Source organism: Pseudooceanicola spongiae (assembly GCF_014899185.1).
Lineage (GTDB): Bacteria > Pseudomonadota > Alphaproteobacteria > Rhodobacterales > Rhodobacteraceae > Pseudooceanicola > Pseudooceanicola spongiae.
Genome location: NZ_CP045201.1, coordinates 1,564,146 through 1,588,589, shown reverse-complemented (window position 1 = coordinate 1,588,589; position 24,444 = coordinate 1,564,146). Strand labels below are relative to the sequence as shown.

Genomic DNA, 24,444 nt, shown 5'->3' with positions numbered 1-24,444 from the left:
CAAAAATTGCTCGCATTTCCTTCCCGGACAGAACGTCTGTACGAGAGCGGACAGGCGCAAAATCCCCTCTCTCTACTGATATTTCCTCAGCCAGTTCAGCGCGATCTCACCCGCCTGAAACAGCAGCAGCTGCCCGGCATTGGGCACCAGATGAAACGCGATCCAGGGGTAATCCTCGATCAGTTCCTGACGTGTGGCAGGCACGATCTGCAGATCATCGTCGCCATGCAGGAAATGGATCGGCACCTTGTTCCTCATCGCCTCGATCTCATGACGCCAGCTGATACGCTCGCTGGTGATCAGCTCTGCGGCGCAGGCGTCCACCGCCTCGAACCCATCATGCAGGATCGTGTCCATTCCGACATCAATGGCCTCGAACACATCCGGTCGGTCGGCAACGGCGCTGTCGGACTTGGATTGGATATAGATCTTACGCACCCAAGCCTGTTTGCCCATACGCCGCAACATGGCAAATCCGGCCTGAACCAGGAAGGGATACAGCGCCGGCGTATAGCGTGCGCAGGCCCTGTGAAACAGATGCCAGCGCCCCATCCGTTCGTACTGCGCGCGGTGGGTCAGCGGCAGGCTCGCGCCGACAGCGATCAGGGCTTTGACCCGGCCCGGGAACATGGCGTTCAGATGCACGACATAGTGCACATCCAGATCCAGCGTCAGAAACGCCGCGCTTGCGATGCCCAGCCGGTCCATCAGGGCGGCCATGTCACCTGCGACCTCCCGCCGCCTGTCCGCAGCGCCTGCCAGCGGGGTTGAGCCGCCATATCCCGGACGCACCGGCACGACGATGCACAGCCCGGCCTCCGCCGCCTGACGTTCGAGCGCGCCGGGCCAGCGGCACAGACCCAGCGGGCCATGGGTATAGAGGACAGGCCGCCCCCCGGGATCGCCCAGCAACAGATACTCGACCCGCCGCCCGTCAGGGCGCATCAGTGTGTGAAACGGACGCTCCTGCAGTGTTTCGGTGCCACGGCTGATACGGCGCCACGGCTCGAGCGACGGATCTTGCTCCGGGGGATCAGGCACCACCTCCATGATCGTCAGGGTCAGGCGCAGCAACTCGCTCTGGCTGGTGGTTTCTGTCTTGGACAGGATGGCCTTGATCTGCGCGCGCACGGTCTCGATGGACCGGCCCCGTTGTTCAGCGATGGTCTTGAGGCTGAGCGCCTCAGACAGGGCGCGCAGGATCTCGATCTCGGCCGGAGTCAGGGCGAAAACATCCCGCAGCGTCTGGTTCAGCCGGTCGGGCCAGCGCAGTTCAGAGGTGACGACAACGGCGAAGGCGGGCGCATCTGCGGGGCGGATGACCGTCAGATGCAGCAGCACGACCTGATTCGAGCCTTGCCGCCGCAGCCTCAGAAGGGAGCCGCGTTCAGACCCCTCCTCGGTCGGCGCCTCTCCCAGCACCTGACGCAAACGGCAGGCCAGCATGGCCCGGTCCGCCTCGTCAAAGGGCAGGCTCTCCAACCCACGCCCCTGTTGGGCCTGCAGAGCTATTTGCGCCGCGCGGTTGGCGCTGGCGATACGCAGGTTGCCAGCGACGGCGAAGGCCGCCGTGCGGGCAAAGCGCGCCAGTTCGACCTCTTCGGGGCGAAGGTCGCAGGTCACCTGTGTTTGTGCCAAGAGGGCGGCGACGCGACGGAAATGGTCCGTCAGATCCGGCACAGCCACAGCGGGACGGCGCGGGCGGCGGGTCTTCTGATAAAGCCGCGCGACCCGCCGCAGCGGGTTTTCGGGATCCGATGCAACCGGAACAGCCCGCTCTTGCGCGCGCCGCAAAGGGGCATAGAGGCGATCCCAGTCCTCCAGCAGATCTTCCAGCCGCAGCGGGTCCAGTGCCACATCATACAGCCGCCCGATGATATCGCTCGCGAGGCTATCCTGTGGCAGGGCGATGGCCCCCTGAGGAGCCGCAGGCACCATCGTGGTTTCCTTCGGCAAGCCGACCAGAGGCCAGCCGCCCTCTCCGCCTGCCTCGCCCTGTGTCTTGCCGCGCGACCGCTTGGCCCGGGGCGGCGTGGTGCCGGGGGATGCGGGCCGTGCGTCAGATGTCTTGGCCATGCTTTCACCATATGCTTTCGTTAATCATAGTATGAAATTCGCATGTATGAGCAAGCTTTTCGCACCAGACGCAGCACGCTGGCCACATCCGCGCCAGAAGCGCAGGCAGCGAAAGGCAGGTGCTGTTAAGGAGTTTCGCTTTATCCTATGGACAGCCTGTGCATGTTGTTTCGGCAAGGATTTGTGCGGCACTGACCGCATTTGCCCCAGCGATCGGCGGCACAGAGGCAAGGGAGAAAACAGCGCAATGGCGTCACGTGGCAAGAGCAGCATCGTCTCCATGGTCGGACGCGCCTCCGACACGATGGGCCCGCGGCTGCGCCTCATTCGCCACCGCAGCTTGAATCAGGTCCAGTTCTGGCTGATTGCCCTGGCTGTCGGCATCGTTGCCGGAACCGGCGCGCTGCTGTTTCGCAAGGGAATCGCCTTCGTGCAGCACCTCGCCTATGGCGTGTCGGAGGTGCACAAGCTGCATTCCTTCGCGGGTGGCCTGCCGTGGTACATGATCCTCTGCATTCCCATTCTGGGCGGGCTCGCCGTGGGGATCATCCTGCACCTGTTCACCCCCGATGGCCGCGTGCGTTCAGTCGCCGACGTCATTCAGGGCGCCGCGATGCAAAACGGCCGGGTGGAGCGTCGCGCCGGCCTCGCCTCTGCCGCCGCGTCGCTGATCACGCTTGGTACGGGCGGCTCCTCGGGGCGGGAAGGGCCGGTGGTGCATATGGCGGCCGTGATGTCGACATGGGTGCTGCGCTGGCTGCGCGCCGATGGTGTCACCGGGCGCGATCTGCTGGGCTGCGCCGTTGCGGCGGCGGTCTCGGCCAGCTTCAATGCGCCGATTGCCGGCGCGCTCTTCGCGCTTGAGGTGGTGCTGCGCCACTTTGCCATTCACGCCTTTGCCCCCATCGTCATCGCCTCGGTCGCAGGCACGGTGATCAACCGGCTGGAATTCGGCGGCATGACCGAGTTCCTGCTGCCCGAAGCCTCGATCCTGCAGTTCTATGAAGAGCTGCCTGCCTTCCTTATGCTGGGGGCTGTCTGTGGCTTGGTGGCCGGGGCGCTGATGCGCTCGACCTTCCTGGCCGAGGATCTGGCCAGCCACGTGCAGGCCCGCTTTCATATCCCGCGCTGGCTGCGCCCTGTGTTTGCGGGGGCGCTGCTGGGGGCGCTGGCCATTCAGTTTCCCCATATCATCGGCGTCGGCTATGAGACGACCAGCCGTGCGCTGCTGGGCGATCTTGGCCTGCGTGAGGCGATCCTGTTCGCCTGCATCAAGGCGCTGGCCACCGCGATCACCATGGGCGGGCGCATGGGTGGGGGGATGTTCTCTCCGGCGATGATGATGGGGGCTTTGACTGGGCTGGCCTTCGGGCTGATCGCGACCAGTCTGTTCCCCGACATCTCCGGCTCGCCACGCCTCTATGCCCTTGCCGGGCTTGGCGGGGTTGCAGCGGCGGTTCTCGGCGCGCCGATCTCCACCACGCTGATCGTGTTTGAACTGACGGGCGACTGGGCCGTCGCCCTCGCGGTGATGGTGACGGTGTCGATCTCAACCGCGATCGGCACGCGCATGGTCAACCGCTCGTTCTTCCTGACCCAGCTGGAACGCCGAGGCATCCACCTTGCCGCCGGCCCGCAAAGTTATCTGCTGGCCACGATCCGCGTCGGTGATCTGGTCCGGCGCGAGGAGGACAAACGCTCCGCCCCTGAGGCCCGCTGCTGGGAGCTGATCGAGCAGGGCAGTTACCTCGACGCGGGCGCGACCCTGGAAGCCGCCTTTCCCGCCTTTGATCGCAGCGGAGAGCCCTTCCTGCCCGTCGTCGCCCTGACCGGGCCCGACACCCCACCCGAGCTGAAAGGCGCTCTGTTCCACGTTGATGCCCTGCGCGCCTACAACCGCGCCCTTGCCGCCACCGCGGCCGAGGAACACAGCTGACCAGCAGACATGACAACGGCGCGGGGCTGTCAGGCCCCACGCCGCTCATGCCGTGATCAGGATCGGCTCGGTCTCAGATCTGTTCGATGGTCACGAAATCCGTGGCATAGAAGGCCAGATGATCCTTGATCCGTGCAACATCATCATTCGGGGTCTCATAGGACCAGGCGGCATTCTTCAGCGTCTGGCTTTTCGTCACGATCGAGAAGTAATTCGCATCGCCCTTTTTGGCGCAATGGCTGGTGTGGTCGGTGCGATCCAGAAAGGCCATCGCGATATCGCCACGCGGGAAATAGATCACGTCGTGCAGATTGCCCTCGGACAGCACCAGCGCATTGCGGCTTTCCCCAAGCACGGCGCCGCCAGCGCGCACGCTCCACATGCCCTGTGCATTTCGAATTCTTACATCATTCATGATATCAGCCCTCCCCTAAGGCGTCCCACTCCTGACCCGCTGATGTAACATCCTGATGTCACACCACGCAGAAATCCGGCGACATGTGCCGCCGGAAAGATCAGAGATTTTCGGTTGCGCGATCCAACCATATAGCGGCCGCGCCGTCCAGCCGTGGGGAGACCTTCTGCCGGCATGTGACATGATAGGCATTGATCCAGTCGATTTCCTCCGCGCTCAGCAGGGCGGTATCGATCAGACGGCGGTCGATGGGCACAAAGGTCAGCGTCTCGAAATCCAGCATGGCGCGCGCGTCGCCCTCTGGCAGAGCCTCGGCTGCCTGCACCACGATCAGGTTCTCGATGCGAATGCCGAAGGCGCCTTCGCGGTAATACCCCGGTTCGTTCGACAGGATCATCCCCGGTTGGAAGGGCACATCGCTGACCCGGCTGAGGCGCTGCGGCCCCTCATGCACACAAAGGTAACTGCCGACGCCGTGCCCTGTGCCATGGTCGTAATCCCAGCCCGCCAGCCACAGCGGATAGCGCGCCAGCGCGTCCAGATGCTGCCCGGCCAACCCTTTGGGAAAGCGTAGCCGCGAGATCGCGATCATGCCCTTCAGCACCCGCGTAAAGGCCGCCTTTTCAGCGTCGCCCGCCTGTTCGCCCACCAGCAGAGTGCGCGTGATATCTGTCGTCCCGTCCAGATACTGCCCGCCACTGTCGAGCACGACCAGATCGCCGTCTTGCAGCTGGCGGTTGCTGTCGGTGCTGACGCGGTAATGCGGCAGAGCGCCATGCGGGCCAGCACCACAGATCGTCTCAAAGCTGATTTCCATCAGCGCATTGGTCTCACGGCGGAAGATCTCCAGCCGGGTGACAAGGTCGATCTCGGTCAGGCCGGTCTGGCTTTGCGTCTCGGCCGTGGCGTCGAACCACGCCAGAAAGCGGCACATCGCAACGGCATCGCGCAGATGCGCTTCACGGGCGCCGGCGATCTCGGTGTCGTTCTTGCAGGCCTTGGGCAGGGCGCAGGGGTCGGTGTCCCAGACGATACTGGCGCCGGACAACTGCTGTTCGACCCAGATCGGGCAGGAGGTCCGGTCCAGCCGCACCGTCCCCTTCACCTCACGCGCCAGCCCGCGCAGGGTGGCGGCAAAGGCGGACGGGCTTTCCACCGTTACATCGGGGCCAAGGTGTTCAATCAGCGCGTCGTCGCATTTCTCGTCATCGGCAAACAGCGTCACCTGACCATCGGCAAACAGGATCGCAAAGACATGCGGCACCGGGTTGCGGGGGATGTCGCTGCCGCGAATGTTCAGCAACCAGGCGATGCTGTCTGGCAGCGTCAGCACCGCAGCGCCCTGACCTTTGCCGCGCAGCTCTGTCGCGAGGCGCTGACACTTCGCCTCCAGCGTCTCACCTGCGAATTCAATCGGTTGCACGACAATCTTGCCGCGTGGTGGCTCGGGCTGATCGGCCCAGATCGCATCGACGGGGTTTGTCTCGACCGCCAGAAGTGTCACGCCACTGCCCGCGAGACTGTCGGCCAGCCGGTCAATCTCGCCCCGGGTATGCAGCCAGGGGTCATAGCCCATCACGCCGCCGTCGGGCAGCGCCTCGCGCAGCCAGGACCCGATCGAGACCTCAGGCCAGGCGACCTTTTCAAAGTCCTCGGCGCATTGCGCCCGGGCCTGCACGCGGTAGCGCCCGTCGATGAATACCGCCGCGCGGGTCAATGCGGCCACGCAGAACCCAGCCGATCCGGTGAACCCGCTCAGCCAGGCCAGACGCTCGTCATGGGGCGCGACGTATTCGCCCTGATGCGCATCAGCGCGCGGCACCAGAAAGGCATCCAGCTCCGCCGCCTCCAGCACAAGGCGCAGCCGCGCCAGCCGGGGCGGGCCTTGATCGGGCGAAGAGGTTGTCTCGAAACTCTGAAACATCAGGAGGCCTTCTTGATGCCGAACATCCGGGCGCGGGCGCGCGGGTCATTGTCGAACAGGCTGGCGAGCTGCTCGGTCATCGCGCCGGCCAGCTGGTCAACGTCGGTGATCGTGACGGCGCGGTTGTAATAGCGGGTCACATCGTGGCCGATCCCGATGGCGATCAGCTCAACCATCTTGCGCTTTTCAACCATGGCGATGACGTCGCGCAGGTGCTTCTCCAGAAAATTCGCCGGGTTCACGCTCAGCGAGGAATCATCCACCGGCGCGCCATCGGAAATCACCATCAGGATCTTGCGCTGCTCGCGGCGCGCGACCATGCGGCGGTGCGCCCATTCCAGCGCCTCGCCGTCGATGTTTTCCTTCAGCAGACCTTCCTTCATCATCAGGCCCAGATTGTCTCGGGCGCGCCGCCAGGGCGCATCGGCCTGCTTGTAGATGATGTGGCGCAGATCGTTCAGACGGCCCGGCTGTTGCGGACGTCCGTCGGCCAGCCACTTTTCGCGGCTCTGGCCACCTTTCCAGGCGCGGGTGGTGAAGCCGAGGATCTCGACCTTGACGTTGCAGCGTTCCAGCGTGCGCGCCAGCACATCAGCACAGATCGCCGCGATGGAAATCGGCCGCCCCCGCATCGAGCCGGAGTTGTCCAGCAGCAGCGTCACGACCGTGTCGCGGAACTCGGTGTCTTTTTCGACCTTGAAGGACAGCGGCGTCGTCGGGTTGGCGACAACCCGTGCCAGCCGCCCGGCGTCCAGAATGCCTTCCTCGCGGTCGAACTCCCATGAGCGGTTCTGCTGCGCCTGCAGACGGCGCTGCAACTTGTTCGCCAGACGCGAGACCGCGCCCTTCAGCGGGTCGAGCTGCTGGTCGAGATAGGCGCGCAGCCGCTCCAGCTCCTGCGGATCAGCCAGCTCAGAGGCCAGCACTTCCTCGTCGAAGGTATTGACGTAGACGGTGTAATTCGGATCGGCGTCGGAAACGGGATTGGGGGCAGGCGGCTCCATCGGGGCCTCGCCCTCGGGCAGCTCGGCCTCTTCGCCGGCGTCCTGATCGGCCATATCGTCAGAGCTGACCTGCGCCTCGGAGGGGTCCTGCTGATCGTCCTGCGTCTGGTCGGGGCTGGCCTCGGGCTGCTCGTCGCTGTCGTCCTCGCCGGTGGAATCGGGGTCCTGTTCCTCTTCCGCGCCGTCTTCTGCGTCGTCCTCGGCGTTCTCATCTTCGCTGTCGGGGTCGTCGCCCAGCTGGTCGCCATAGCCGAAATCGTCGATGATCTGGCGGGCGAACTTGGCAAACGCCCCCTGATCAGACAGCTTCGCCTGCAGATCTTCCAGCGTGTCTGCGGCACGGTCCTGCATGAAGTCGCGCCACAGTTCCATCACGTTGTCCGCGCCCTCAGGCATCGGGCGGCCGGTGGCAAGGTGACGGATCAGATAGCCGGCGGCGACGGGCAGGGGTGCCTCGGCCTGTGTCTTGATCCCGGCGTATCCGGCGCGCTTGGCCTCGCCCGCGATCTTGTGGTCGATGTTGCTGGCGGTGCCGGGCATGACGCGGGCGCCCATGGCCTCGCAGCGCGCGGTTTCCATCGCCTCGTAGAGGTCGCGCGCCATCTGGCCCTGCGGCACATAGCGCGCATGGGTCTTGGCGTTGTGAAACTTGTGGTGCAGCGCCAGCGCGTCGGCAGTGCCGCGCGCCAGCATCACCTCGTCGCGCGTCAGGCGGCGGCTGATCTGCGGCAGGCGCATCTGATCCGCCGTCTTGCCCGAGGGGTCGACGGAATATTGCACGTTCAAATCGTGGTCGTCGGCCATGACCTTGGTGGCCTCGGCCAGAGCCTTCTTGAACGGATCGGCGGGGTTGTCGCTGGGTTTGCTCATGATGTTGATAAAGCACTCCACGCAGTCCTCGGCAAGGGTCCCGCGTGTCTCTTTTCAGGGGGTGGGGGGCTGGCTGGCCAGAAGGGCGTCGCAGGACTCCGCAACCCGGTCGAACAGATCCGACGAGATCTTGTCGCGCCCCAGCACCTTGGCCTTGGCGATCAGGGTGAAATCAGCTCGCTGGCTGGCAATCCGCGCCTTCGCCTCAGGCCCGGCGAGGGCGGCAAACTGGTCGGCCAGCGCATGGGTGTCGGGCATCGGGCCGAAGGTGCCGGGATACTGCGCGCCCGCATCAACCATGCCGTACCAGAGCGCGGCGCATTCCGCAGGATCGCGGCGGGTCTGGGCCGCGACCGGGCCAGCAAGGGCCGCGCCGACCAGCAGGGAAAGGGCAATGCGTTTCATACCGCTATAGGTAAAGCGCGCGACGCCAAAAAGAAGCCCCCTCACGCTATTGCGTCAGCAAAGCCTCGCACTGCGCCAGCAGCCGCGCCGAGGTTATGCCCGCCCGCGCCGCATCAAAGGCATCCGGGTTGAACGTCGCGCGCGTCAGCAGGACAGATTGCGCAACCTTCGCCTCGATCCTGAGCGACAATACGTCACGCGCGCTCTCGCCCGGCATCACGGCCTGCAGCAGTTCAATCATCTGGCGGCGGTGGCTTTCGGTCACATCTGCCTCGGTGGGAGAGAGCAGCCATTGATGCTCCATCAGTGCCGAAAGTCGCCCGGTGCAGGTGGCAAAGGTCCGGGTCATCGCGTCCAGGCGCAGCGCCTCGGCCGGTCCCGCCGTGACGCTGAGGCAGCCCGCCAGACAGAGCCCGGCCGCCGCCAGATATGCCCTGTGCCCTCGCATGACAGACCCTCTGACGCCTTGTGCGGCAAACGCGCGCGCCCCTCTCGTCCGGGGGTGCCGCGCCGCAATGCGCTGAGGCTAGGCGCAGAACCCTTGCGCCCCGGTGCATCCACCGCACGCTATCTGCCTCAAACTGTCGGTATCTCCGCAAAACTGCAGGGCCAAACGAAACGCGGCGCCGGAAGTTATCCGACGCCGCGCGATCTTGCTGTCCAGAATTGCCAGCGCTCAGCTGGTCGAGGCCGCGGCGCTTTCCGGCAGCTCTTCATCAAAGCACCGCTGATAGAACTCGGCAACCGTCTGGCGCTCCAGCTCGTCGCATTTGTTCAGGAACGTCAGGCGGAAGGCATAGCCGACATTGCGGAAGATCTCGGCGTTGGCGGCCCAGTTGATCACGGTCCGCGGGCTCATCACAGTCGACAGATCGCCGTTCATGAAGGCGGTCCGGGTCAGGCCAGCCAGCGTCACCATCTGCCCGATGATCTTGCGACCCGCAGCGGTGTTGTAATGCGGCGCCTTGCTCAGCACGATCGCGGATTCTGCGTCGTGGGAAAGATAGTTCAGCGTCGCGACGAGGGACCAACGGTCCATCTGCGCCTGGTTGATCTGCTGCGTGCCGTGGTAGAGGCCGGTCGTGTCGCCAAGACCCACCGTGTTCGAGGTCGCGAACAGGCGGAAGAACTTGTTCGGCGTGATGATCTCGTTCTGGTCCAGCAGCGTCAGCTTCCCGTCGGTTTCCAGCACGCGCTGGATCACGAACATGACGTCGGCGCGGCCCGCATCGTATTCGTCGAACACGATGGCAGTCGGGTTGCGCAGCGCCCAAGGCAGGATGCCCTCATGGAACTCGGTCACCTGCATGCCGTCGCGCAGCTTGATCGCATCCTTGCCGATCAGATCGATCCGGCTGATGTGGCTGTCGAGGTTGATGCGCACGCAGGGCCAGTTCAGCCGGCTTGCCACCTGTTCGATGTGCGTCGATTTGCCCGTGCCGTGATAGCCCTGCACCATGACGCGGCGGTTGTGGCTGAAGCCTGCCAGAATGGCCAGCGTGGTGTCGGGGTCGAAACGATAGGTCGGGTCCGCTTCCGGCACCCGGTCAGTCGGGGCGTCGAACCCCTTGATGATCATATCGGTATCGATTCCGAAGACGTCGCGAACCGAGATTTCTTCGGTCGGTTTGGCGTTGATATCGAGCGATCCGTCGGCCATGGTCGGCTTGTCCCTTGTAAGTCATCCGCGCGTTTCGTGCTGCGCGGTTTCTTCATGTCGCATCGCGCAGGGTCTGCCTGCGCATTCTCGGTGCAACATATCGAAGAGGGCGGCGAGGAAAAGGGCAAAATCGCGCCGCACCCGGTGCGTCGGGTCCATGTGACGCAGATGGGGCCGTGGAATATGCAGGTGTTGCCAGCGCGGCAGCCGGGGGACTTGAGTAAGAATATGGCCACCTTGGAAGACATCGAAGACCTGATCGCGCGCACTGCCCTTGCCGACAGGGCCGCTTTCCAGGAATTATATCAACTGACCTCTGCGAAACTTTTCGGCATTTCCCTGCGTGTCTTGGGTACGAGAAGCGAAGCCGAAGAGGCGGTTCAGGATTCCTACATCAAGATTTGGCGTAGTGCCGGGCGGTATCAGGCGGGCGGGTATTCCCCGATGACCTGGCTGATCACGATCGCGCGTAACACCGCCATCGACCGCCTTCGGGCGCGCCGCTCCTCTGCCTCGGATCTGTCGGAGGCCGATGCCATACCGTCCTCGGACCCCGGCCCCGAGGCTCTGGCGATTGCCGGGTCCGAACGGGCGCGGCTGATGAGCTGCATGGAGGAACTGGATGCGGACCGGTCCGAGGCCGTCAAGGGTGCCTATCTCCTCGGGCTGACCTATCAGGAACTGGCCGAGAGGTATGATGTTCCGCTGAACACGATGCGAACTTGGCTGCGCCGCAGTCTGAAGAAATTGAAGGACTGTCTGACCAGATGAGCGACGAGGCCACAATGACACCGGGCGAAAGCGACATGGTTCTCGCCGCCGAGTATGTCCTGACGCTGCTCAGCCCGACCGAGGCCGCAGCTTTCGAGGATCGCCTTGCGCGTGAGCCATCGCTGCGCGCTCTGGTCGCGGCCTGGGCTGACGATTTCGTCGCCATGACCGACGGCATTGCCGAGGCCCGGGTGCCGCCGCGCGTCTGGCAGGCGATCCATCAGCGGCTCTGGCCCGCCGAGGCCAAAGCACCCGCCAAGGGCTTCTGGGCGCGCCTGGGTCTGGGCGAATTCGCTGCAGGTGCCGCGCTGGCCGCCATGTTCGCCTTCCTTGTCTACCAGTCCGATCTGCTGACGCCCGCGTTTCAGCCGGATTTCGTGGCCGAGATTGGTGAAGAAACCGCTCCGGTGCATTTCGCCGCCGCCTTTGATGCCGAGACGGGCGCCCTGCGCCTGAAACGCGAAGGGCAGGGCGCGGCCGAGGGACGCTCCTATCACCTCTGGCTGATTGCCGGCAGTGCGGCGCCGGTGTCGGTTCTGGTCTGGCCCGCCAACAGCTCGAAACAGGACGTGGTTCTGCCCGCCAGCCTTGCCGCGGTTCTGCCCGGCGCGACGCTGGCGATTTCGGACGAACCTCTCGGCGGCTCACCCACCGGGCAACCGACAGGGGCCGTGCTGGCCGCCGGTCAGGTCATCGCCAGCTAAAGGATCTGCCCTCTACACGGCAAAACGCCCTCCGGCCGCGAGCCTCAGGGCGTTTTTCATATCGGCATCTTTTGAGGTAAACCGGGCGTTTACTGCAACAGACGGCTGGCAGAGGCCGCCCTGGCAAGCTTAATCCATTTTTTGCAGTTGTGGCGCTAAGGTCCCGACAGGTCAGTTACGGCCTGACAGGCCGATGCGGGCGTGACCCTGCGGCGCTGTCGTTCCTGCTCACTCTCAACGGGAGACACCCTATGTTCATCCCTCAAGGCCGCCGCAGCATTGCCAGCCTTTTCGTGATCGCGCTTTTCACGCTCGCCGGGCTCAGCGATTATATCAGCGCCCAGGTGCCCGCACAGCAGGTACCCGCCCAAGGCGCGGCGTCCGAACACCCCTGAAAATGCGCCTCTGACAGCACGCAGGCGCCAGCGTCCAGCCCGGGCCCCATAAAGGCCCGGACAAATCCATCCTGCGCCGCTTATTTGAAGTTGCGGCTGTCCTTCAGCTGATCCCAGGCCCAGACGACCTGTTGCAGCTGTTCTTCCTGCGACCGGTCGCCGCCGTTCATATCCGGGTGCAGCACCTTGATCAGGGCCTTGTAGGCCTTGCGGACCTCGGCCTTGCTCCAGTGATCGCGGGCATCCAGAATATCCACCGCCTTGCGCTCGGTCGGGGGCAGGCGGCGCGTGGTGACGCCACCGGTCTTGCCGGGGTTCTGCGTCGCATTCGCGCCGAGCACCTGATGCGGGTCCTCGATCCCCAGACGGGCCCAGGCCCGCGCCTCTGGGTCGCCAAGCGGCTTGGTCTTGCGCTCCCAGACCTTGTCCTCGGACATCTGGGCGTTCATTTCGGCCTCGGTGCGACCGTCGAAGAAGTTCCATTTCAGGTTGTATTCGCGGACGTGGTCCTTGCAGAACCAGAAGAAATCGTCCAGCACATCCGGGGCTTTGGGCGCACGGTACTTACCGGGCTCTTCACAGCCCTCATGTTCGCAGGGGCGCCGCGAGGTTTCCGAGGCCCCTGTCATGCCGCGTCGACCGCGGTTGGTTTTCTTCTTTGCAGAAGAAATGGACATGTCAAAACCGAAGGGATCAGATTTGGGCATCAGGCGGTCCTTTCCGAGTCAGGCGCTGCAGCATAGACTGTGTGGCGCGAGATTGAAGAGGCGAGAGGAAAAAATATGTCACGAACGGCAGAGATCCGCAGGCGACTTGAAGACGAATTTTCGCCTGAACACCTTGAGGTGCTGGACGAAAGTGAAAGCCACCGTGGCCACGCGGGCTTTCAGGAGGGTGGAGAGAGTCATTTTCGTGTCCGGATGACGTCCAGCGCCTTTGCAGACCAAAGCCGTATTGCACGCCATCGCGCCGTGCACTCCGCCTTAGGGTCCGATCTGATGGGCCGCATTCACGCGCTGGCGCTGGAACTTACCGCCTGAAAAGGATTTCTCAGGCTGGCCGAATATAGAGAAATGGCGCCGAAGCACAAGGCCCGGCGCGAAAAGAAACCCCCGCAAGGGGGCCTCATCCAACGCTTTCGGGCCGGGCCAGTGCAACGGCCCGGCCCGAAATGTTTCAGGAACAGCGCAACCAGCGACGCACCGCGCCTGCCTCAGTCCGGCTTGCGAGTGTCGTCCTTGTCTTCCCACTCGGACGCACTTGCATCCGACACGCCCGGGGCGGGCTTTGCCTCGCCCTCAGCCACGGCAGAGGCGCGGCCGATGACCTGAGCGGCGGGCGACTTCACCACGCCCGACAGGCGCGGACCCTGACCCTGCAGCGCCTCGCTGCGCTGCGCCGAACCGACACTGGGGCTTGCTGGGGTGCGCTTCTCGGGCTCGTCTTCGGCAAAGGCTTCCGCAGTATCGGCCTCTTCGGGGCGGTATTGCACCGTCGCATGGGCCGCCGCGCGCCGGAACACCAGCAGGTTGCGAAAGCTGCTGGAGGTGCCGGTCAGGCCCTGACGTTCTTCCTGCGGCAGCGTTTCGGCGCGCTGGTATTCCCAGCCCTTGGCGGCCATCTCGTTCAGCAGCTCCTCGAACGCATTGGCAAAGCGCCCCTCGGCGGTCTTGATACCGCGCGCCTTGGTGCCGCGCGTCGGAGCTGGCATCACCTTATAGTCGTACTGGGTCATCTCGGCTCTCTCTGATCTGATCGCGCCATTTAGCGCCACTGCGGGCCGCGCCTCAATCCCCGCCGCTGTTTCAGCGGCTGAGCGGCAATGCCCCGCCTGAGGACGGGGCTATTTGCGGATGCGCATCGGCGCGCCGACCCAGTCGGGCACCGGGTCTGCGGCATGCTCCTCAGCGGCGGCCAGCAAGCGCGCCATCTGCGGTTCTGGGTAGGGGGCAACGCGCGGCCCGGACTGATCGATATGCAGGCTGATGCCCTCGCCGGTGGCCGCGATCCAGCCGTCTTCGTGGATCAGCTCCTGACAGAAGTGAAAGGCTTTGGGGCCCACGTCCAGCAGCCGGGTCGTGGCACGCACCTGAGCGCCCGCATGGACCTCGCGCAGGTAGCGAATGCGGAACTCGGCCGAATAGGTCGTATGGGCGCTGCGGCGCATATAGGCCTCGCTCAGGTCGATCTCATCGGTGAAGAATTCCATCCCGTTGTCGAACAGGACCCCGTAATAGGCCATGTTGAGGTGGCCATTGTAATCGGTCCATTCCGGCTTCACGGTCATCAGTGGCGAGGTGAAAAGGGGCATCGTCTCTCCTGAGCTTGTTCGCAGGGCAGGCTATCAGGCTGGCCCGCGGGGGCAAGCCGCAGCGCCAAAAACGCACCGCCCGGATACCGTTCAGATACCGACGGAATACCGACATCACGATTTCGCGGTTTTGGTGCTTGGGTCCGCCGGGTCAGAGCGATCCGTGGCATGCAAAAACGGGCAGAGGTTTGCACCTCTGCCCGTCTATCTCTTCAATCGACGCTCAGCACGCCGATGGTGTCAGATCAGAGCCCCAGCTTGGCCGCCACAAGATCGTTCACGGCCTTGGGATTGGCCTTGCCGCCGGTGGATTTCATCACCTGACCGACGAACCAGCCCGCCAGCTTCGGGTTCTGCTTTGCCTTCTCGACCTGGTCGGGATTGGCCGCAATGATCTCGTCCACAGCCGCCTCGATGGCGCCGGTATCGGTGACCTGCTTGAGGCCTTTTTCCTCAACTATAACAGCGGGATCGCCGCCTTCGCTATAGACGATCTCAAAGACGTCCTTGGCGATCTTGCCGCTGATCACATCGCCTTTGATCAGGGCGATGATGCCAGCCAGTTGCGCCGGGCTGACAGGGCTGTTTTCGATGTCGGCGTCGTCTTTCTTCAGACGGCCAAACAGCTCGTTGATGACCCAGTTCGCGGCCAGTTTGCCATCCTTGCAGGCCTCGGCGACCTCCTCGAAGAAGACGGCGTTCGGCACTTCGGCGGTCAGCACGCTTGCGTCATATTCGCTCAGACCGAAGTCCTTGATGAAGCGCAGTTTTTTCGCGTCGGGCAGCTCCGGAAGGCTGGCCTTGATATCATCGACCCAAGCCTGCTCGATCTCGAGTGGCAGCAGGTCGGGATCGGGGAAGTAGCGGTAATCATGCGCTTCTTCCTTGCTCCGCATGGAGCGGGTCTCGTTTTTCTCGGGATCATACAGGCGGGTTTCCTGATCGATCTTGCCTCCGGCCTCCAGGATCGCGATCTGACGCCGCGCCTCCACATCAATCGCGGCCTGAATGAAGCGCATGGAGTTCATGTTCTTCAGCTCGCATCGCGTGCCGAGGTGGCCGAAGTCGCCGGTCTCGCGAAATTTCTCGTAAGCCCCTGGCAGACATACGGAAACGTTGACGTCAGCCCGCATGCTGCCGCTCTGCATGTTGCCGTCGCAGGTGCCGAGATAGCGCAGGATCTGGCGCAGTTTGACCATATAGGCGGCGGCTTCTTCCGGGCCGCGGATATCGGGGCGGCTGACGATTTCCATCAGCGCCACGCCGGTCCGGTTGAGGTCGACGAAGGACATGTTCGGGTCCATGTCGTGGATCGATTTACCGGCGTCCTGCTCCAGGTGGATGCGTTCCACCCGCACCAGACGCGCAATGCCGGGCGCCATGTCGACCAGAATTTCTCCTTCGCCGACAATGGGATGGTAGAGCTGGCTGATCTGGTAACCCTGCGGCAGGTCGGGGTAGAAGTAGTTCTTGCGGTCGAAGGCAGAGAACAGGTTGATCTCGGCATTCAGGCCCAGTCCGGTGCGCACGGCCTGCTCAACACAGAATTCATTGATGACGGGCAACATCCCCGGCATCGCCGCGTCGACAAAGGCAACGTTGGAGTTGGGTTCAGCGCCGAACAGGGTAGAGCCGCCCGAGAACAGTTTCGCCTTCGAGGCGACCTGCGCATGGACCTCCATGCCGATGACCAGCTCCCAATCGTGTTTCGCACCGGCGATCACCTTGGGTTTCGGGGTCTCGTACGTGAGGTCCAGCATGGTCGGTCCTTTCCGGGAATGGCTTGGTCCCGGGTTCTAGGACAGGCCGTTTCGGGGGGCAAGAGGCTCTGTTCGTCGTGGCCCTGAAAGAGTGAGCGCACCACCGGGTCGCCCCCGGTGATGCGCAACGTTTCAGGCATTCAGGATCCGCGTCACCATTTCGCGGGTGTCGGGGCTGAGTTTCGGCTGCGCCGCCATCCGTTCCAGCGCCTCGCGCATCATCGCCTGACGGTCTGCATCATAGCGTGTCCAGCTCTGGAAGGCGCTGCACACCCGCGCCGTGGTCTGCGGGTTCAGCGGGTCGAGCTTGATCAGCCAGTCCGCCAGCAGCTTGTATCCCGCGCCAGAGGCATGGTGGAAACCAGCCGGGCTCATCGTCAGGGCGCCGAAGGTGGCGCGGAACCGGTTGGGGTTCTTCATGTCGAAGTCGAGGTGGTTCGCCAGACGCTCGGTCGTGGCGGCCATCTGATCGGGGCGGGCATAAGCGACCTGAAGCGAGAACCATTTGTCCATGACCAGACGATCATCATGCCATTGATCATAAAAAGCTTTCAACTCGGTTTGACCGTCCTCAATACTCAACAGACAGCTCAGCGCGGCCAGTTGCTGGGTCATGTTGTCGGCCTCAGCGAACTGGGCCCGCGCCCGATCGCCCCCGTCGCGCCGCGACAGCAGAGCCAGCGCGGAGTTGGCCAGGGAGCGGGCCGCTGCGGGACCGGCATCGGGCTGATACTCGCCGGGCACCTGATGGGCCGCGTAGAGGTTCGCCAGCAGATCCGGCATTGCTTCGGCCATGGCACTGCGCATCTCTTGCCGCTTTTCCCAGATCCGCTGCGGGTCAGGCACGTGGCCGGACTCATGCAGCGTCTGCGCCAGATCATCCTCGGACGGCAGCGCCATTGCCAGAGCACGGAAGGCCGGGTCCAGCGTTTCATCCGCCAGCAGGGTCGCCAGCGCGCCCAGATAGCCTGCGTCCGCTTCGGCCCCATCTGCGATCATCCGCAGAAGTGCTTGTTTCGCAAGGGTTCTCCCCGCCTCCCAGCGGTTGTAGGGGTCTGTGTCATGGGCCAGCAGAAAGGCGCGTTCGGCATTGTCGGTGTCGCGGTGCAGGATCACAGGGGCCGAAAATTCCCGCAGGATCGACGGGACCGGCCGCGCGCCGAGACCGGAGAAGCTGAAGCTCTGCTCGGCCTCGGTCATCTCAAGAAGCGTGGTTTCCTGAACTTCGTCGCCGTTCGGGCCGATCAGACCGACGGCAATCGGCAGGACCTGCGGGGCCTTGTCGGGTTGGCCGGGGGTCGGGGGCGTCTCCTGACGGAAGTGCAGGGTGAAGGTGCCATCCTCCCAGGTTTCGCTGACGTGCAGACGCGGGGTGCCTGCCTGAGAATACCAGCGCTTGAACTGGCTCAGATCGCGGCCCGTCGACTCCTGGAACACAGCAAGCCAGTCCTCGATGGTGCAGGCTTGGCCATCGTGACGTTCAAAGTACAGATCCAGCGCCTTGGAATAGGCCTCATCCCCGACCAACCGTTTGAGCATGCCGATGACCTCGGCGCCCTTCTCATAGACAGTCGCCGTGTAGAAGTTGTTGATTTCCTGAAAGCTTTCAGGCCGCACCGGATGCGCCAGCGGGCCGTTATCCTCACGGAACTGGCGCGCCCTCAGGTCGATCACATCCGAAATCCGTTTGACGGGAGCTGAGCGCATGTCCGAGGTGAACTGGCTGTCGCGATAGACCGTTAGCCCCTCTTTCAGGCACAGCTGGAACCAGTCGCGGCAGGTGATGCGGTTGCCAGTCCAGTTGTGGAAATACTCATGCGCGATGATCGCCTCGATCCGCTCGAAGTTCGCGTCCGTGCTGGTTTCCGGGCTGGCGAGGACGCAGGAGGAGTTGAAGATGTTCAGCCCCTTGTTCTCCATCGCCCCCATGTTGAAATCGTCGACCGCGACGATGTTGAAGATATCGAGGTCGTATTCGCGCCCATAGACCTCCTCATCCCACTTCATCGACTTCTTCAGCGCCTCCATGCCGAAGGCGCATTTGCCCTCGTCGCCGGGGCGGACCCAGATGTTCAGCTCGACATCTTTGCCGGACATGGTGGTGAAGCGGTCAGGATGGTTGATCAGGTCTCCGGCGACCAGCGCGAACAGATAGGCCGGTTTTGGCCAGGGATCATGCCATTCGGCCCAGCCCTCGCCACTGGCCACGGGGTTGCCGTTGGACAGCTTGACGGGGGTGTCGCCCTCGATGCGCACGGTGAAGACGCTCATCACATCCGGGCGGTCGGGGTAGTAGGTGATCTTGCGGAAGCCTTCGGCCTCGCACTGGGTGCAATACATGCCGCTCGACATGTAAAGCCCTTCGAGAGCGAAGTTTTTCGCCGGTGCAATCTCGACCTCCGCCTCCCAGGTGAAGGCGCCGTCGGGCACGGCGCAGGTCAGGCCCTCTTCACTGATGTCGGGGGCGACGGGGGTGCCATCAATGCTGGCGGAGATGAGTTTGAGCTGCTCGCCATGCAGAAAGAACTGGCCCTGGTCCGCATCGGGGTTGGGGGTGAAGCGGATCCGGCTCAGCACGCGGGTCGCTTCGGGCGCAAGACGGAAGGTCAGATGCACCTCTTCGACCAGCCAGCCGGGGGCGGTGTAGTCCTTCAGATAGATCGTCTGACCTGACTGGGTGGGGGCTGCGTCTTTCATGTCACTCGTCCTCATGTCGTGTTGCGCGCGAGTTTCACCGCCACGGGCCGGATTGCAAGGGCAAGCGCAGCGCAAGAGGGACCTTCCCCACCGGAAGGTCGGATGCAATCTATGGTAGTTATTCGGCGGAAGGATGCACGTTTTAGCCTGGGTAAGCCACGGTGGTTCTGCCCGAAATCGTAGCGGCGCAAGGTGGCAGTGCATCTCTGCACAGTGATTTCCGTTTTATTTGCTGACTTGCGCTATTACGTTAGTGATCAAGCTTAGAGGCGTAGCATGACAAGACCCCTTATCGGCATCATCACCAATCTTCACGTTGTTGACAGCAGCTACAGAACCCACGCTGGCGGGGTTATGAACTCCGAAGCGGTGGCGAATGTCTCGGGCGGTCTGCCTGCCTTGATCCCGGCAGACCCCGGTCTGGTGTCGGTGGAGGAGCTTCTTGAGACCTTCGATGCCTTCGTGCTGACGGGCGGTCGCCCCAATGTGCACCCCTCGGAATATGGCGATGAAGAGACAGAGGCCCATGGCACTTTTGACAGGGCGCGCGATGCGATCACTCTGCCACTTGTGCGTGCCTGCGTTGAACGGGGCCAGCCGTTTCTTGGAATTTGCCGTGGCTTTCAAGAGGTTGCGGTTGCCATGGGGTCGACCTTGCACCCTGAGATCCGCAATTTGCCGGGGCGTTTGAACCACCGTATGCCCCCGGATGGCACGATTGAGGAAAAATTCGCCTTGCGCCACAAGGTGACCTTTACCGAGGGCGGGGTGTTCCACCGTGTGATGGGCGCGTCTGAGGTCATGACGAATACGCTACACGGTCAGGGCGTCATCACGCCGGGGAAGCGCTTTGTAATCGATGGCCGGGCGCCCGATGGCACGCCTGAGGCCGCCTATGTCGAGGGGGCGCCGGGCTATACCCTCGCCGTGCAGTGGCATCCGGAATACAACGCGGCCCATGATCCCGTATCGCGCCCTCTTTTCGAAGGTCTGGGCGAGGCCGCCCGCGCCTGGCATGCCGGGCGTCGGGCGATCCCTGTCCTTAGGTCCGCCTAGAGCTGGCCGCCTGCGATCCGGATTTCCGTACCATTCACGCTTTCGATCAGCGGGTTGCACAGCCAGAGCGCGGTTGCAGCAACTTCCTCAGGTGAGATCAGGCGCTTGTGGCGGTTCATGTTGATCATCATGTTGCGCGCCTCCTCTTCAGACACGCCCGCACGTTTGGAGATGGCATCGGTATTGCGCGTCACGATGGGCGTATCGACATAGCCCGGACAGATCGAATTGAAGGTAATCGGTCCGCCCAGAAAATCCTCCGCGAACGAACGCATCATGCCGATCACCCCGTGTTTCGAGGCGGCATAGGCGCCAGCCCCCGGAGCACCGCGCAATCCGGCGATCGAGGATATGGCGATCACACGCCCCCAGTCGGTCGTGGTCATCGATTCCAGGCTTTCGCGCACCGTGTAAAAGCAGCCATCCAGATTGGTCGCCATGATCTTGCGCCAGAACTCTGAGGAGGTCTTTTGCAGCTTGCGCCCCTCGGCAATGCCGGCATTCGCCACGCAGATCTGGATCGGGCCACGGGCCGCGACGGCGCTTGCCATCCCCTCACGCACCGAGGCCTCGTCGCTGACGTCCATCGGCAGGGCGAACATGCCCGGCTCTGCCACCTCTTTCAGCACGTCGGCGCGGCGGCCTGTAATGGTGACTTGCGCGCCGGCGTCTGCCAGTGACCGCGCAATGGCCAGACCGATGCCGGTGCCGCCGCCTGTAACGATGGCGTGTTTGCCCTGCAGCATTCCTCACTCCTCCCAGATTTTAGCGGAATATCATTCCGCAATACGGGTGAACCATAGCCGCTTGTCTGTGCGGTGCAAGTCCGTGCAGTGCGGAGGCCCAATGACGATGCCGCGTCGGTGTTCAGGTGATGGCGCTGGTATTGTGCCGCCGGGTTGATATGGTCGAATGGACAGGATTGGATGGTGCGCGGCAAGATCAGTGCGCAAGGCCGAGCTCGTCAGCGGATTTCGATCTCGGAGTGCCGGTGCTGTTGCTGGGCTGCACAGGGCGTTTTGAAACGGACAGCCGTGTTGGCGCTACCATGCAATAAGCGCTTGATTTGCGCGCGGGACAAACGCTTCATCTGCTCCGGAGGCGCGCGCATCTGGCGAAATATTCGAACAGAATTCGCAACATAGGCGCAAAACACACATCGATGGGTTTGACTCGGCAGGTCATAGCAGGCAAATCCACTACAGCCGAAACGCAATAATATTGCGCGATGCTGACTAGGAGGCGCCGGGGGTTTTCCCCGGCGAAATTTTAGCCAGTTGTTCAAAAGGGGGACGACACAGGTGAAAATCGGATCGCCAAAAGAAGTGTTCGCAGGTGAGGCACGCGTCGCGATGACGCCAGACTCCGCGCTGCAGTTGCAGAAGCTGGGACACGAATGTTTTGTTGAGACCGGGGCGGGCACCGTCGCTGGTTTCGCGGATGAAGCCTACACTGCTGCGGGCGTCACCGTGGTTGCGGACGAAGCCGCACTGTTTGCCGCTGTCGACGTGATCGCCAAGGTGCGCGCGCCGAGCGATGACGAAGCCCGCATGCTGACGCCCGCGCAGACGCTGATCAGCTTCTTCAACCCGGCCGGCAACACCGAGCTGCTGGAGCTGTGCAAGGAGCAGGGTGCGACGGTCATGGCCATGGAAATGGTCCCCCGTATCAGCCGTGCGCAGAAGATGGATGCGCTGTCCTCGATGGCAAACATCGCCGGCTATCGCGCTGTGATCGAGGCCGGTAACAACTTTGGTCGCTTCTTCACGGGCCAGATCACGGCGGCGGGCAAGGTGCCCCCGGCCAAGGTCCTGGTCGTCGGTGCTGGCGTTGCTGGTCTGGCGGCGATCGGGGCGGCGACGTCCCTCGGTGCGATTACCTACGCCTTTGACGTGCGCCCCGAAGTGGCCGAGCAAGTCGAGAGCATGGGCGCCCAGTTCGTCTACCTCGACTTTGAGGAAGCGCAGAAGGACGGGGCGGAAACGGGCGGCTATGCGTCTGTTTCCTCACCGGAATTCCGTGAAGCGCAGCTGGCCAAGTTCCGCGAGATCGCGCCCGATATCGACATCGTCATCACCACGGCGCTGATCCCCAACCGCGATGCACCCAAGCTCTGGCTGGCCGATATGGTTGCCTCGATGAAGCGCGGCTCGGTCATCATCGACCTCGCAGCTGAGCGGGGCGGCAACGTTGAAGGCACCGTGCCGGATGAGAAGGTCATGACCGACAATGGCGTGACCATCATCGGCTACACCGACTTCCCCAGCCGGATGGCCGCACAGGCATCGAGCCTTTATTCCACAAATATCAGGCACTTGCTGGCGGATCTGACGCCGGGCAAGGACGGCGTCATCAACCACAACATGGAAGATGATGTGATCCGCTCGGCCACGGTGACCCGCGGCGGAGAGATCACGTTTCCGCCTCCGCCGCTCAAGATCAAGGCGATCGCTGCGCAGAAACCCAAGGAGAAGGTGAAAGAACTCACGCACGAGGAAAAACGTGCCGTGGAGATCGCCGCCTTCAAGAAGCAAACGCGCAACCAGGTCGGTCTTCTGGTCATCGGTGCGGTGCTGCTGCTTGGTGTCGGCCTTGTCGCGCCGGCGAGCTTCATGCAGCACTTCATCGTCTTCGTGCTGTCGGTCTTCATCGGCTTCCAGGTGATCTGGAACGTGTCGCATTCGCTGCACACACCGCTGATGGCTGTGACCAATGCGATCTCCTCGATCATCATTCTGGGCGCTGTCATGCAGATCGGCTCTGGCTCCTGGATCGTGATCGTGCTTGGGGCGTTGTCGGTTTTCATGGCCGGAATCAACATCTTCGGCGGCTTCCTCGTCACCCGGCGCATGCTCGCCATGTTCCAGAAATCGTAAGGAGGTCTGATCAATGGAATTCGGCTTCACGACAGCGGCCTATGTGGTCGCGGCAGTCCTCTTCATCCTCGCGCTCGGCGGCCTTTCGGGGCAGGAGAGCGCGAAAAGAGCGGTCTGGTACGGGATCGCGGGCATGGCGCTTGCGGTTTTTGCAACACTCATCGGTCCGGGATCGGGCCTCTGGCTGCTCTCGGTCATCCTGATCGCGGCGGGCGGCATCATCGGCTTTTTCGTCGCCACCCGTGTGCAGATGACAGAGATGCCGCAACTGGTCGCGGCGATGCACTCGCTGGTCGGTCTGGCGGCGGTGTTCGTCGGGTTCAACGCGCATTTTGAGCTGAACCATGTGCTGGCGATGGACCCGGCGGCGCGTGTCGGCCTGCATGGCTTCGCCGAGCTTCTGGCGCATAAGACACTGGTCGAGCAGAACATTCTTCGGGTTGAGCTGTTCCTTGGTATCTTCATCGGTGCCGTGACGTTCACCGGTTCGGTGGTTGCCTATGGCAAGCTGGCGGGCAAGGTGAACACCAAGGCGACGAAACTGCCGGGCGGTCATATGCTGAACGCGGCTGCAGCTGTGCTCTCGGTTCTCTGCCTGATCTGGTACTTCAACACCGGTGGCTTTTTCCCGCTGTTCATCATGACACTGGCGGCGCTGTTTGTCGGCTATCACCTGATCATGGGTATCGGCGGCGCGGACATGCCTGTCGTGGTTTCCATGCTCAACAGCTATTCCGGCTGGGCGGCAGCGGCGATCGGCTTTTCGATGTCGAACGATTTGCTGATCGTGGTCGGGGCACTGGTTGGGTCGTCGGGTGCCATCCTCAGCTATATCATGTGCAAAGCGATGAACCGGAGCTTTGTTTCGGTCATTCTGGGCGGCTTCGGCGGCACCTCGGGCCCGGCGATGGAGGTCGAGGGCGAACAGATTGCCATCGACGCCGACGGTGTTGCAGCCGCGCTGGACGAGGCCGACAGCATCATCATCATTCCGGGCTACGGCATGGCGGTGGCGCAGGCGCAGCAGTCGGTCTCCGAGCTGACGAAGAAGCTGCGGGCCAAGGGCAAGAACGTGCGTTTCGCCATTCACCCGGTCGCCGGGCGTCTGCCTGGGCACATGAACGTGCTGCTGGCCGAGGCCAAGGTTCCCTACGATATCGTCTTGGAAATGGATGAAATCAATGAAGATTTCCCCTCCACCGACGTGGCGATCGTGATCGGGTCGAACGACATCGTGAACCCTGCGGCGCAGGAAGATCCCAACAGCCCCATCGCTGGCATGCCGGTGTTGGAGTGCTGGAAGGCCAAGCAGGTCATCGTCTCCAAACGGGGCCAGGGCACGGGCTATTCCGGGATCGAGAACCCGTTGTTCTACAAGGAAAATACCCGCATGTTCTACGGCGACGCCAAGAAATCGCTGGATGAGCTGCTGACCAAGATCTCCTGATCCGGTCCTCTGTTGAAACGGCAAAAGGGCGGCCCTCGGGGTCGCCCTTTTTGCGTCTGGGGCAGGTCTCGGCTCTGACGGTGGGGGGCCTGAAACCGCCAGATCGGGATGTCGGTATCCGGTCGGTATCCGGTCGG

At 63.2% G+C, this 24,444-nt stretch carries 21 protein-coding genes; 8 read left to right on the top strand and 13 right to left on the bottom strand.

Going from position 1 to position 24,444, the window contains the following annotated elements; genetic code table 11:
• Positions 1 to 72: 72 nt before the first annotated feature.
• On the bottom strand, positions 73 to 2,076 hold the full coding sequence (locus F3W81_RS07585; protein ID WP_193083009.1) for a LuxR C-terminal-related transcriptional regulator: 2,004 nt from the start codon (positions 2,074 to 2,076) through the stop codon (positions 73 to 75).
• A 247-nt stretch (positions 2,077 to 2,323) separates the two neighbouring features.
• Between F3W81_RS07585 and F3W81_RS07580 the strand changes: the two genes are divergently transcribed.
• Entirely contained in the window at positions 2,324 to 4,012 is a 1,689-nt protein-coding gene (locus F3W81_RS07580) for a chloride channel protein (RefSeq protein ID WP_193083008.1), read from the top strand.
• Between the two features lie 73 nt (positions 4,013 to 4,085).
• Here F3W81_RS07580 and F3W81_RS07575 read toward each other — a convergent pair whose 3' ends face one another.
• From F3W81_RS07575 to cobS, 6 genes are all read right to left on the bottom strand, one after another.
• On the bottom strand, positions 4,086 to 4,427 hold the full coding sequence (locus tag F3W81_RS07575) for a DUF427 domain-containing protein (RefSeq protein ID WP_193083007.1): 342 nt from the start codon (positions 4,425 to 4,427) through the stop codon (positions 4,086 to 4,088).
• A gap of 100 nt (positions 4,428 to 4,527) precedes the next feature.
• The gene (locus F3W81_RS07570; protein ID WP_193083006.1) at positions 4,528 to 6,351 is read right to left on the bottom strand and encodes an aminopeptidase P family protein; all 1,824 of its coding nucleotides are present in this window, start codon (positions 6,349 to 6,351) and stop codon (positions 4,528 to 4,530) included.
• A complete protein-coding gene (gene cobT, locus F3W81_RS07565) occupies positions 6,351 to 8,225 on the bottom strand; it encodes a cobaltochelatase subunit CobT (RefSeq protein WP_193083005.1) in 1,875 nt (624 codons plus the stop codon). The genes F3W81_RS07570 and cobT overlap by 1 nt, the downstream gene beginning before the upstream one ends.
• Before the next feature lie 54 nt (positions 8,226 to 8,279).
• On the bottom strand, positions 8,280 to 8,675 hold the full coding sequence (locus F3W81_RS07560) for a hypothetical protein (RefSeq protein WP_193083004.1): 396 nt from the start codon (positions 8,673 to 8,675) through the stop codon (positions 8,280 to 8,282).
• A 1-nt stretch (position 8,676) separates the two neighbouring features.
• The gene (locus F3W81_RS07555; RefSeq protein WP_193083003.1) at positions 8,677 to 9,078 is read right to left on the bottom strand and encodes a hypothetical protein; all 402 of its coding nucleotides are present in this window, start codon (positions 9,076 to 9,078) and stop codon (positions 8,677 to 8,679) included.
• A gap of 228 nt (positions 9,079 to 9,306) precedes the next feature.
• The gene (cobS, locus tag F3W81_RS07550) at positions 9,307 to 10,290 is read right to left on the bottom strand and encodes a cobaltochelatase subunit CobS (protein ID WP_193083002.1); all 984 of its coding nucleotides are present in this window, start codon (positions 10,288 to 10,290) and stop codon (positions 9,307 to 9,309) included.
• A 54-nt stretch (positions 10,291 to 10,344) separates the two neighbouring features.
• Here cobS and F3W81_RS07545 point away from each other — a divergent pair, with 54 nt between their 5' ends.
• The 3 genes from F3W81_RS07545 (at position 10,345) to F3W81_RS07535 (ending at position 12,160) form a co-directional block, all read left to right on the top strand.
• A complete protein-coding gene (locus tag F3W81_RS07545; protein ID WP_319022300.1) occupies positions 10,345 to 11,061 on the top strand; it encodes a sigma-70 family RNA polymerase sigma factor in 717 nt (238 codons plus the stop codon).
• Positions 11,058 to 11,765 carry an anti-sigma factor gene (locus F3W81_RS07540; RefSeq protein ID WP_193083001.1) on the top strand — a complete coding sequence of 236 codons (708 nt, stop codon included), beginning with the start codon at positions 11,058 to 11,060 and terminating at the stop codon, positions 11,763 to 11,765. The genes F3W81_RS07545 and F3W81_RS07540 overlap by 4 nt, the downstream gene beginning before the upstream one ends.
• A 251-nt stretch (positions 11,766 to 12,016) precedes the next feature.
• Positions 12,017 to 12,160 (top strand): hypothetical protein, encoded by a 144-nt coding sequence (locus tag F3W81_RS07535; RefSeq protein WP_193083000.1) that lies wholly within the window; start codon positions 12,017 to 12,019, stop codon positions 12,158 to 12,160.
• Between the two features lie 80 nt (positions 12,161 to 12,240).
• On the opposite strand, the gene F3W81_RS07530 is transcribed toward F3W81_RS07535, so the two are convergent.
• Positions 12,241 to 12,867: a J domain-containing protein gene (locus tag F3W81_RS07530; RefSeq protein WP_193082999.1), complete on the bottom strand. Its 627-nt coding sequence runs from the start codon at positions 12,865 to 12,867 to the stop codon at positions 12,241 to 12,243.
• Positions 12,868 to 12,942: 75 nt separating this feature from the next.
• Here F3W81_RS07530 and F3W81_RS07525 point away from each other — a divergent pair, with 75 nt between their 5' ends.
• Positions 12,943 to 13,200 (top strand): BolA family protein, encoded by a 258-nt coding sequence (locus tag F3W81_RS07525; RefSeq protein ID WP_193082998.1) that lies wholly within the window; start codon positions 12,943 to 12,945, stop codon positions 13,198 to 13,200.
• A 173-nt stretch (positions 13,201 to 13,373) separates the two neighbouring features.
• Here the strand turns inward: F3W81_RS07525 and F3W81_RS07520 are convergent, their stop codons facing one another.
• From F3W81_RS07520 to pepN, 4 genes are all read right to left on the bottom strand, one after another.
• The gene (locus F3W81_RS07520) at positions 13,374 to 13,895 is read right to left on the bottom strand and encodes a DUF4177 domain-containing protein (RefSeq protein WP_193082997.1); all 522 of its coding nucleotides are present in this window, start codon (positions 13,893 to 13,895) and stop codon (positions 13,374 to 13,376) included.
• A gap of 108 nt (positions 13,896 to 14,003) precedes the next feature.
• On the bottom strand, positions 14,004 to 14,471 hold the full coding sequence (locus tag F3W81_RS07515) for a thioesterase family protein (protein ID WP_193082996.1): 468 nt from the start codon (positions 14,469 to 14,471) through the stop codon (positions 14,004 to 14,006).
• A gap of 245 nt (positions 14,472 to 14,716) precedes the next feature.
• A complete protein-coding gene (gene gatB / locus F3W81_RS07510) occupies positions 14,717 to 16,231 on the bottom strand; it encodes an Asp-tRNA(Asn)/Glu-tRNA(Gln) amidotransferase subunit GatB (protein WP_193082995.1) in 1,515 nt (504 codons plus the stop codon).
• 132 nt (positions 16,232 to 16,363) lie between these two features.
• Positions 16,364 to 18,928, bottom strand: a complete 2,565-nt coding sequence (pepN, locus tag F3W81_RS07505; protein ID WP_193082994.1) for an aminopeptidase N — start codon at positions 18,926 to 18,928, stop codon at positions 16,364 to 16,366.
• Positions 18,929 to 19,204: 276 nt separating this feature from the next.
• Between pepN and F3W81_RS07500 the strand changes: the two genes are divergently transcribed.
• A complete protein-coding gene (locus F3W81_RS07500) occupies positions 19,205 to 19,984 on the top strand; it encodes a gamma-glutamyl-gamma-aminobutyrate hydrolase family protein (RefSeq protein WP_193082993.1) in 780 nt (259 codons plus the stop codon).
• Here F3W81_RS07500 and F3W81_RS07495 read toward each other — a convergent pair.
• Positions 19,981 to 20,730, bottom strand: coding sequence for an SDR family NAD(P)-dependent oxidoreductase (locus F3W81_RS07495; protein ID WP_193082992.1), 750 nt, complete (start codon positions 20,728 to 20,730; stop codon positions 19,981 to 19,983). The two genes, F3W81_RS07500 and F3W81_RS07495, sit on opposite strands and share 4 nt — an antisense overlap.
• Positions 20,731 to 21,285: 555 nt before the next feature.
• Here F3W81_RS07495 and F3W81_RS07490 point away from each other — a divergent pair.
• Together F3W81_RS07490 and F3W81_RS07485 are read left to right on the top strand one after the other, a co-directional pair.
• The gene (locus F3W81_RS07490; protein ID WP_193082991.1) at positions 21,286 to 22,860 is read left to right on the top strand and encodes a Re/Si-specific NAD(P)(+) transhydrogenase subunit alpha; all 1,575 of its coding nucleotides are present in this window, start codon (positions 21,286 to 21,288) and stop codon (positions 22,858 to 22,860) included.
• 13 nt (positions 22,861 to 22,873) lie between these two features.
• Complete coding sequence (locus tag F3W81_RS07485) at positions 22,874 to 24,307, top strand: NAD(P)(+) transhydrogenase (Re/Si-specific) subunit beta (RefSeq protein ID WP_193082990.1); 1,434 nt, start codon at positions 22,874 to 22,876, stop codon at positions 24,305 to 24,307.
• The last annotated feature ends 137 nt before the right edge of the window (positions 24,308 to 24,444 follow it).

Bases quoted from the DNA above. Each gene is read 5' to 3' on its own strand.
- F3W81_RS07585 (WP_193083009.1), bottom strand. From the start codon at position 2,076: ATGGCCAAGACATCTGACGCACGGCCCGCATCCCCCGGCACCACGCCG.
- F3W81_RS07580 (WP_193083008.1), top strand. From the start codon at position 2,324: ATGGCGTCACGTGGCAAGAGCAGCATCGTCTCCATGGTCGGACGCGCC.
- F3W81_RS07575 (WP_193083007.1), bottom strand. From the start codon at position 4,427: ATGAATGATGTAAGAATTCGAAATGCACAGGGCATGTGGAGCGTGCGC.
- F3W81_RS07570 (WP_193083006.1), bottom strand. From the start codon at position 6,351: ATGTTTCAGAGTTTCGAGACAACCTCTTCGCCCGATCAAGGCCCGCCC.
- cobT (WP_193083005.1), bottom strand. From the start codon at position 8,225: ATGAGCAAACCCAGCGACAACCCCGCCGATCCGTTCAAGAAGGCTCTG.
- F3W81_RS07555 (WP_193083003.1), bottom strand. From the start codon at position 9,078: ATGCGAGGGCACAGGGCATATCTGGCGGCGGCCGGGCTCTGTCTGGCG.
- cobS (WP_193083002.1), bottom strand. From the start codon at position 10,290: ATGGCCGACGGATCGCTCGATATCAACGCCAAACCGACCGAAGAAATC.
- F3W81_RS07545 (WP_319022300.1), top strand. From the start codon at position 10,345: ATGTCGCATCGCGCAGGGTCTGCCTGCGCATTCTCGGTGCAACATATC.
- F3W81_RS07540 (WP_193083001.1), top strand. From the start codon at position 11,058: ATGAGCGACGAGGCCACAATGACACCGGGCGAAAGCGACATGGTTCTC.
- F3W81_RS07535 (WP_193083000.1), top strand. From the start codon at position 12,017: ATGTTCATCCCTCAAGGCCGCCGCAGCATTGCCAGCCTTTTCGTGATC.
- F3W81_RS07530 (WP_193082999.1), bottom strand. From the start codon at position 12,867: ATGCCCAAATCTGATCCCTTCGGTTTTGACATGTCCATTTCTTCTGCA.
- F3W81_RS07525 (WP_193082998.1), top strand. From the start codon at position 12,943: ATGTCACGAACGGCAGAGATCCGCAGGCGACTTGAAGACGAATTTTCG.
- F3W81_RS07520 (WP_193082997.1), bottom strand. From the start codon at position 13,895: ATGACCCAGTACGACTATAAGGTGATGCCAGCTCCGACGCGCGGCACC.
- F3W81_RS07515 (WP_193082996.1), bottom strand. From the start codon at position 14,471: ATGCCCCTTTTCACCTCGCCACTGATGACCGTGAAGCCGGAATGGACC.
- gatB (WP_193082995.1), bottom strand. From the start codon at position 16,231: ATGCTGGACCTCACGTACGAGACCCCGAAACCCAAGGTGATCGCCGGT.
- pepN (WP_193082994.1), bottom strand. From the start codon at position 18,928: ATGAAAGACGCAGCCCCCACCCAGTCAGGTCAGACGATCTATCTGAAG.
- F3W81_RS07500 (WP_193082993.1), top strand. From the start codon at position 19,205: ATGACAAGACCCCTTATCGGCATCATCACCAATCTTCACGTTGTTGAC.
- F3W81_RS07495 (WP_193082992.1), bottom strand. From the start codon at position 20,730: ATGCTGCAGGGCAAACACGCCATCGTTACAGGCGGCGGCACCGGCATC.
- F3W81_RS07485 (WP_193082990.1), top strand. From the start codon at position 22,874: ATGGAATTCGGCTTCACGACAGCGGCCTATGTGGTCGCGGCAGTCCTC.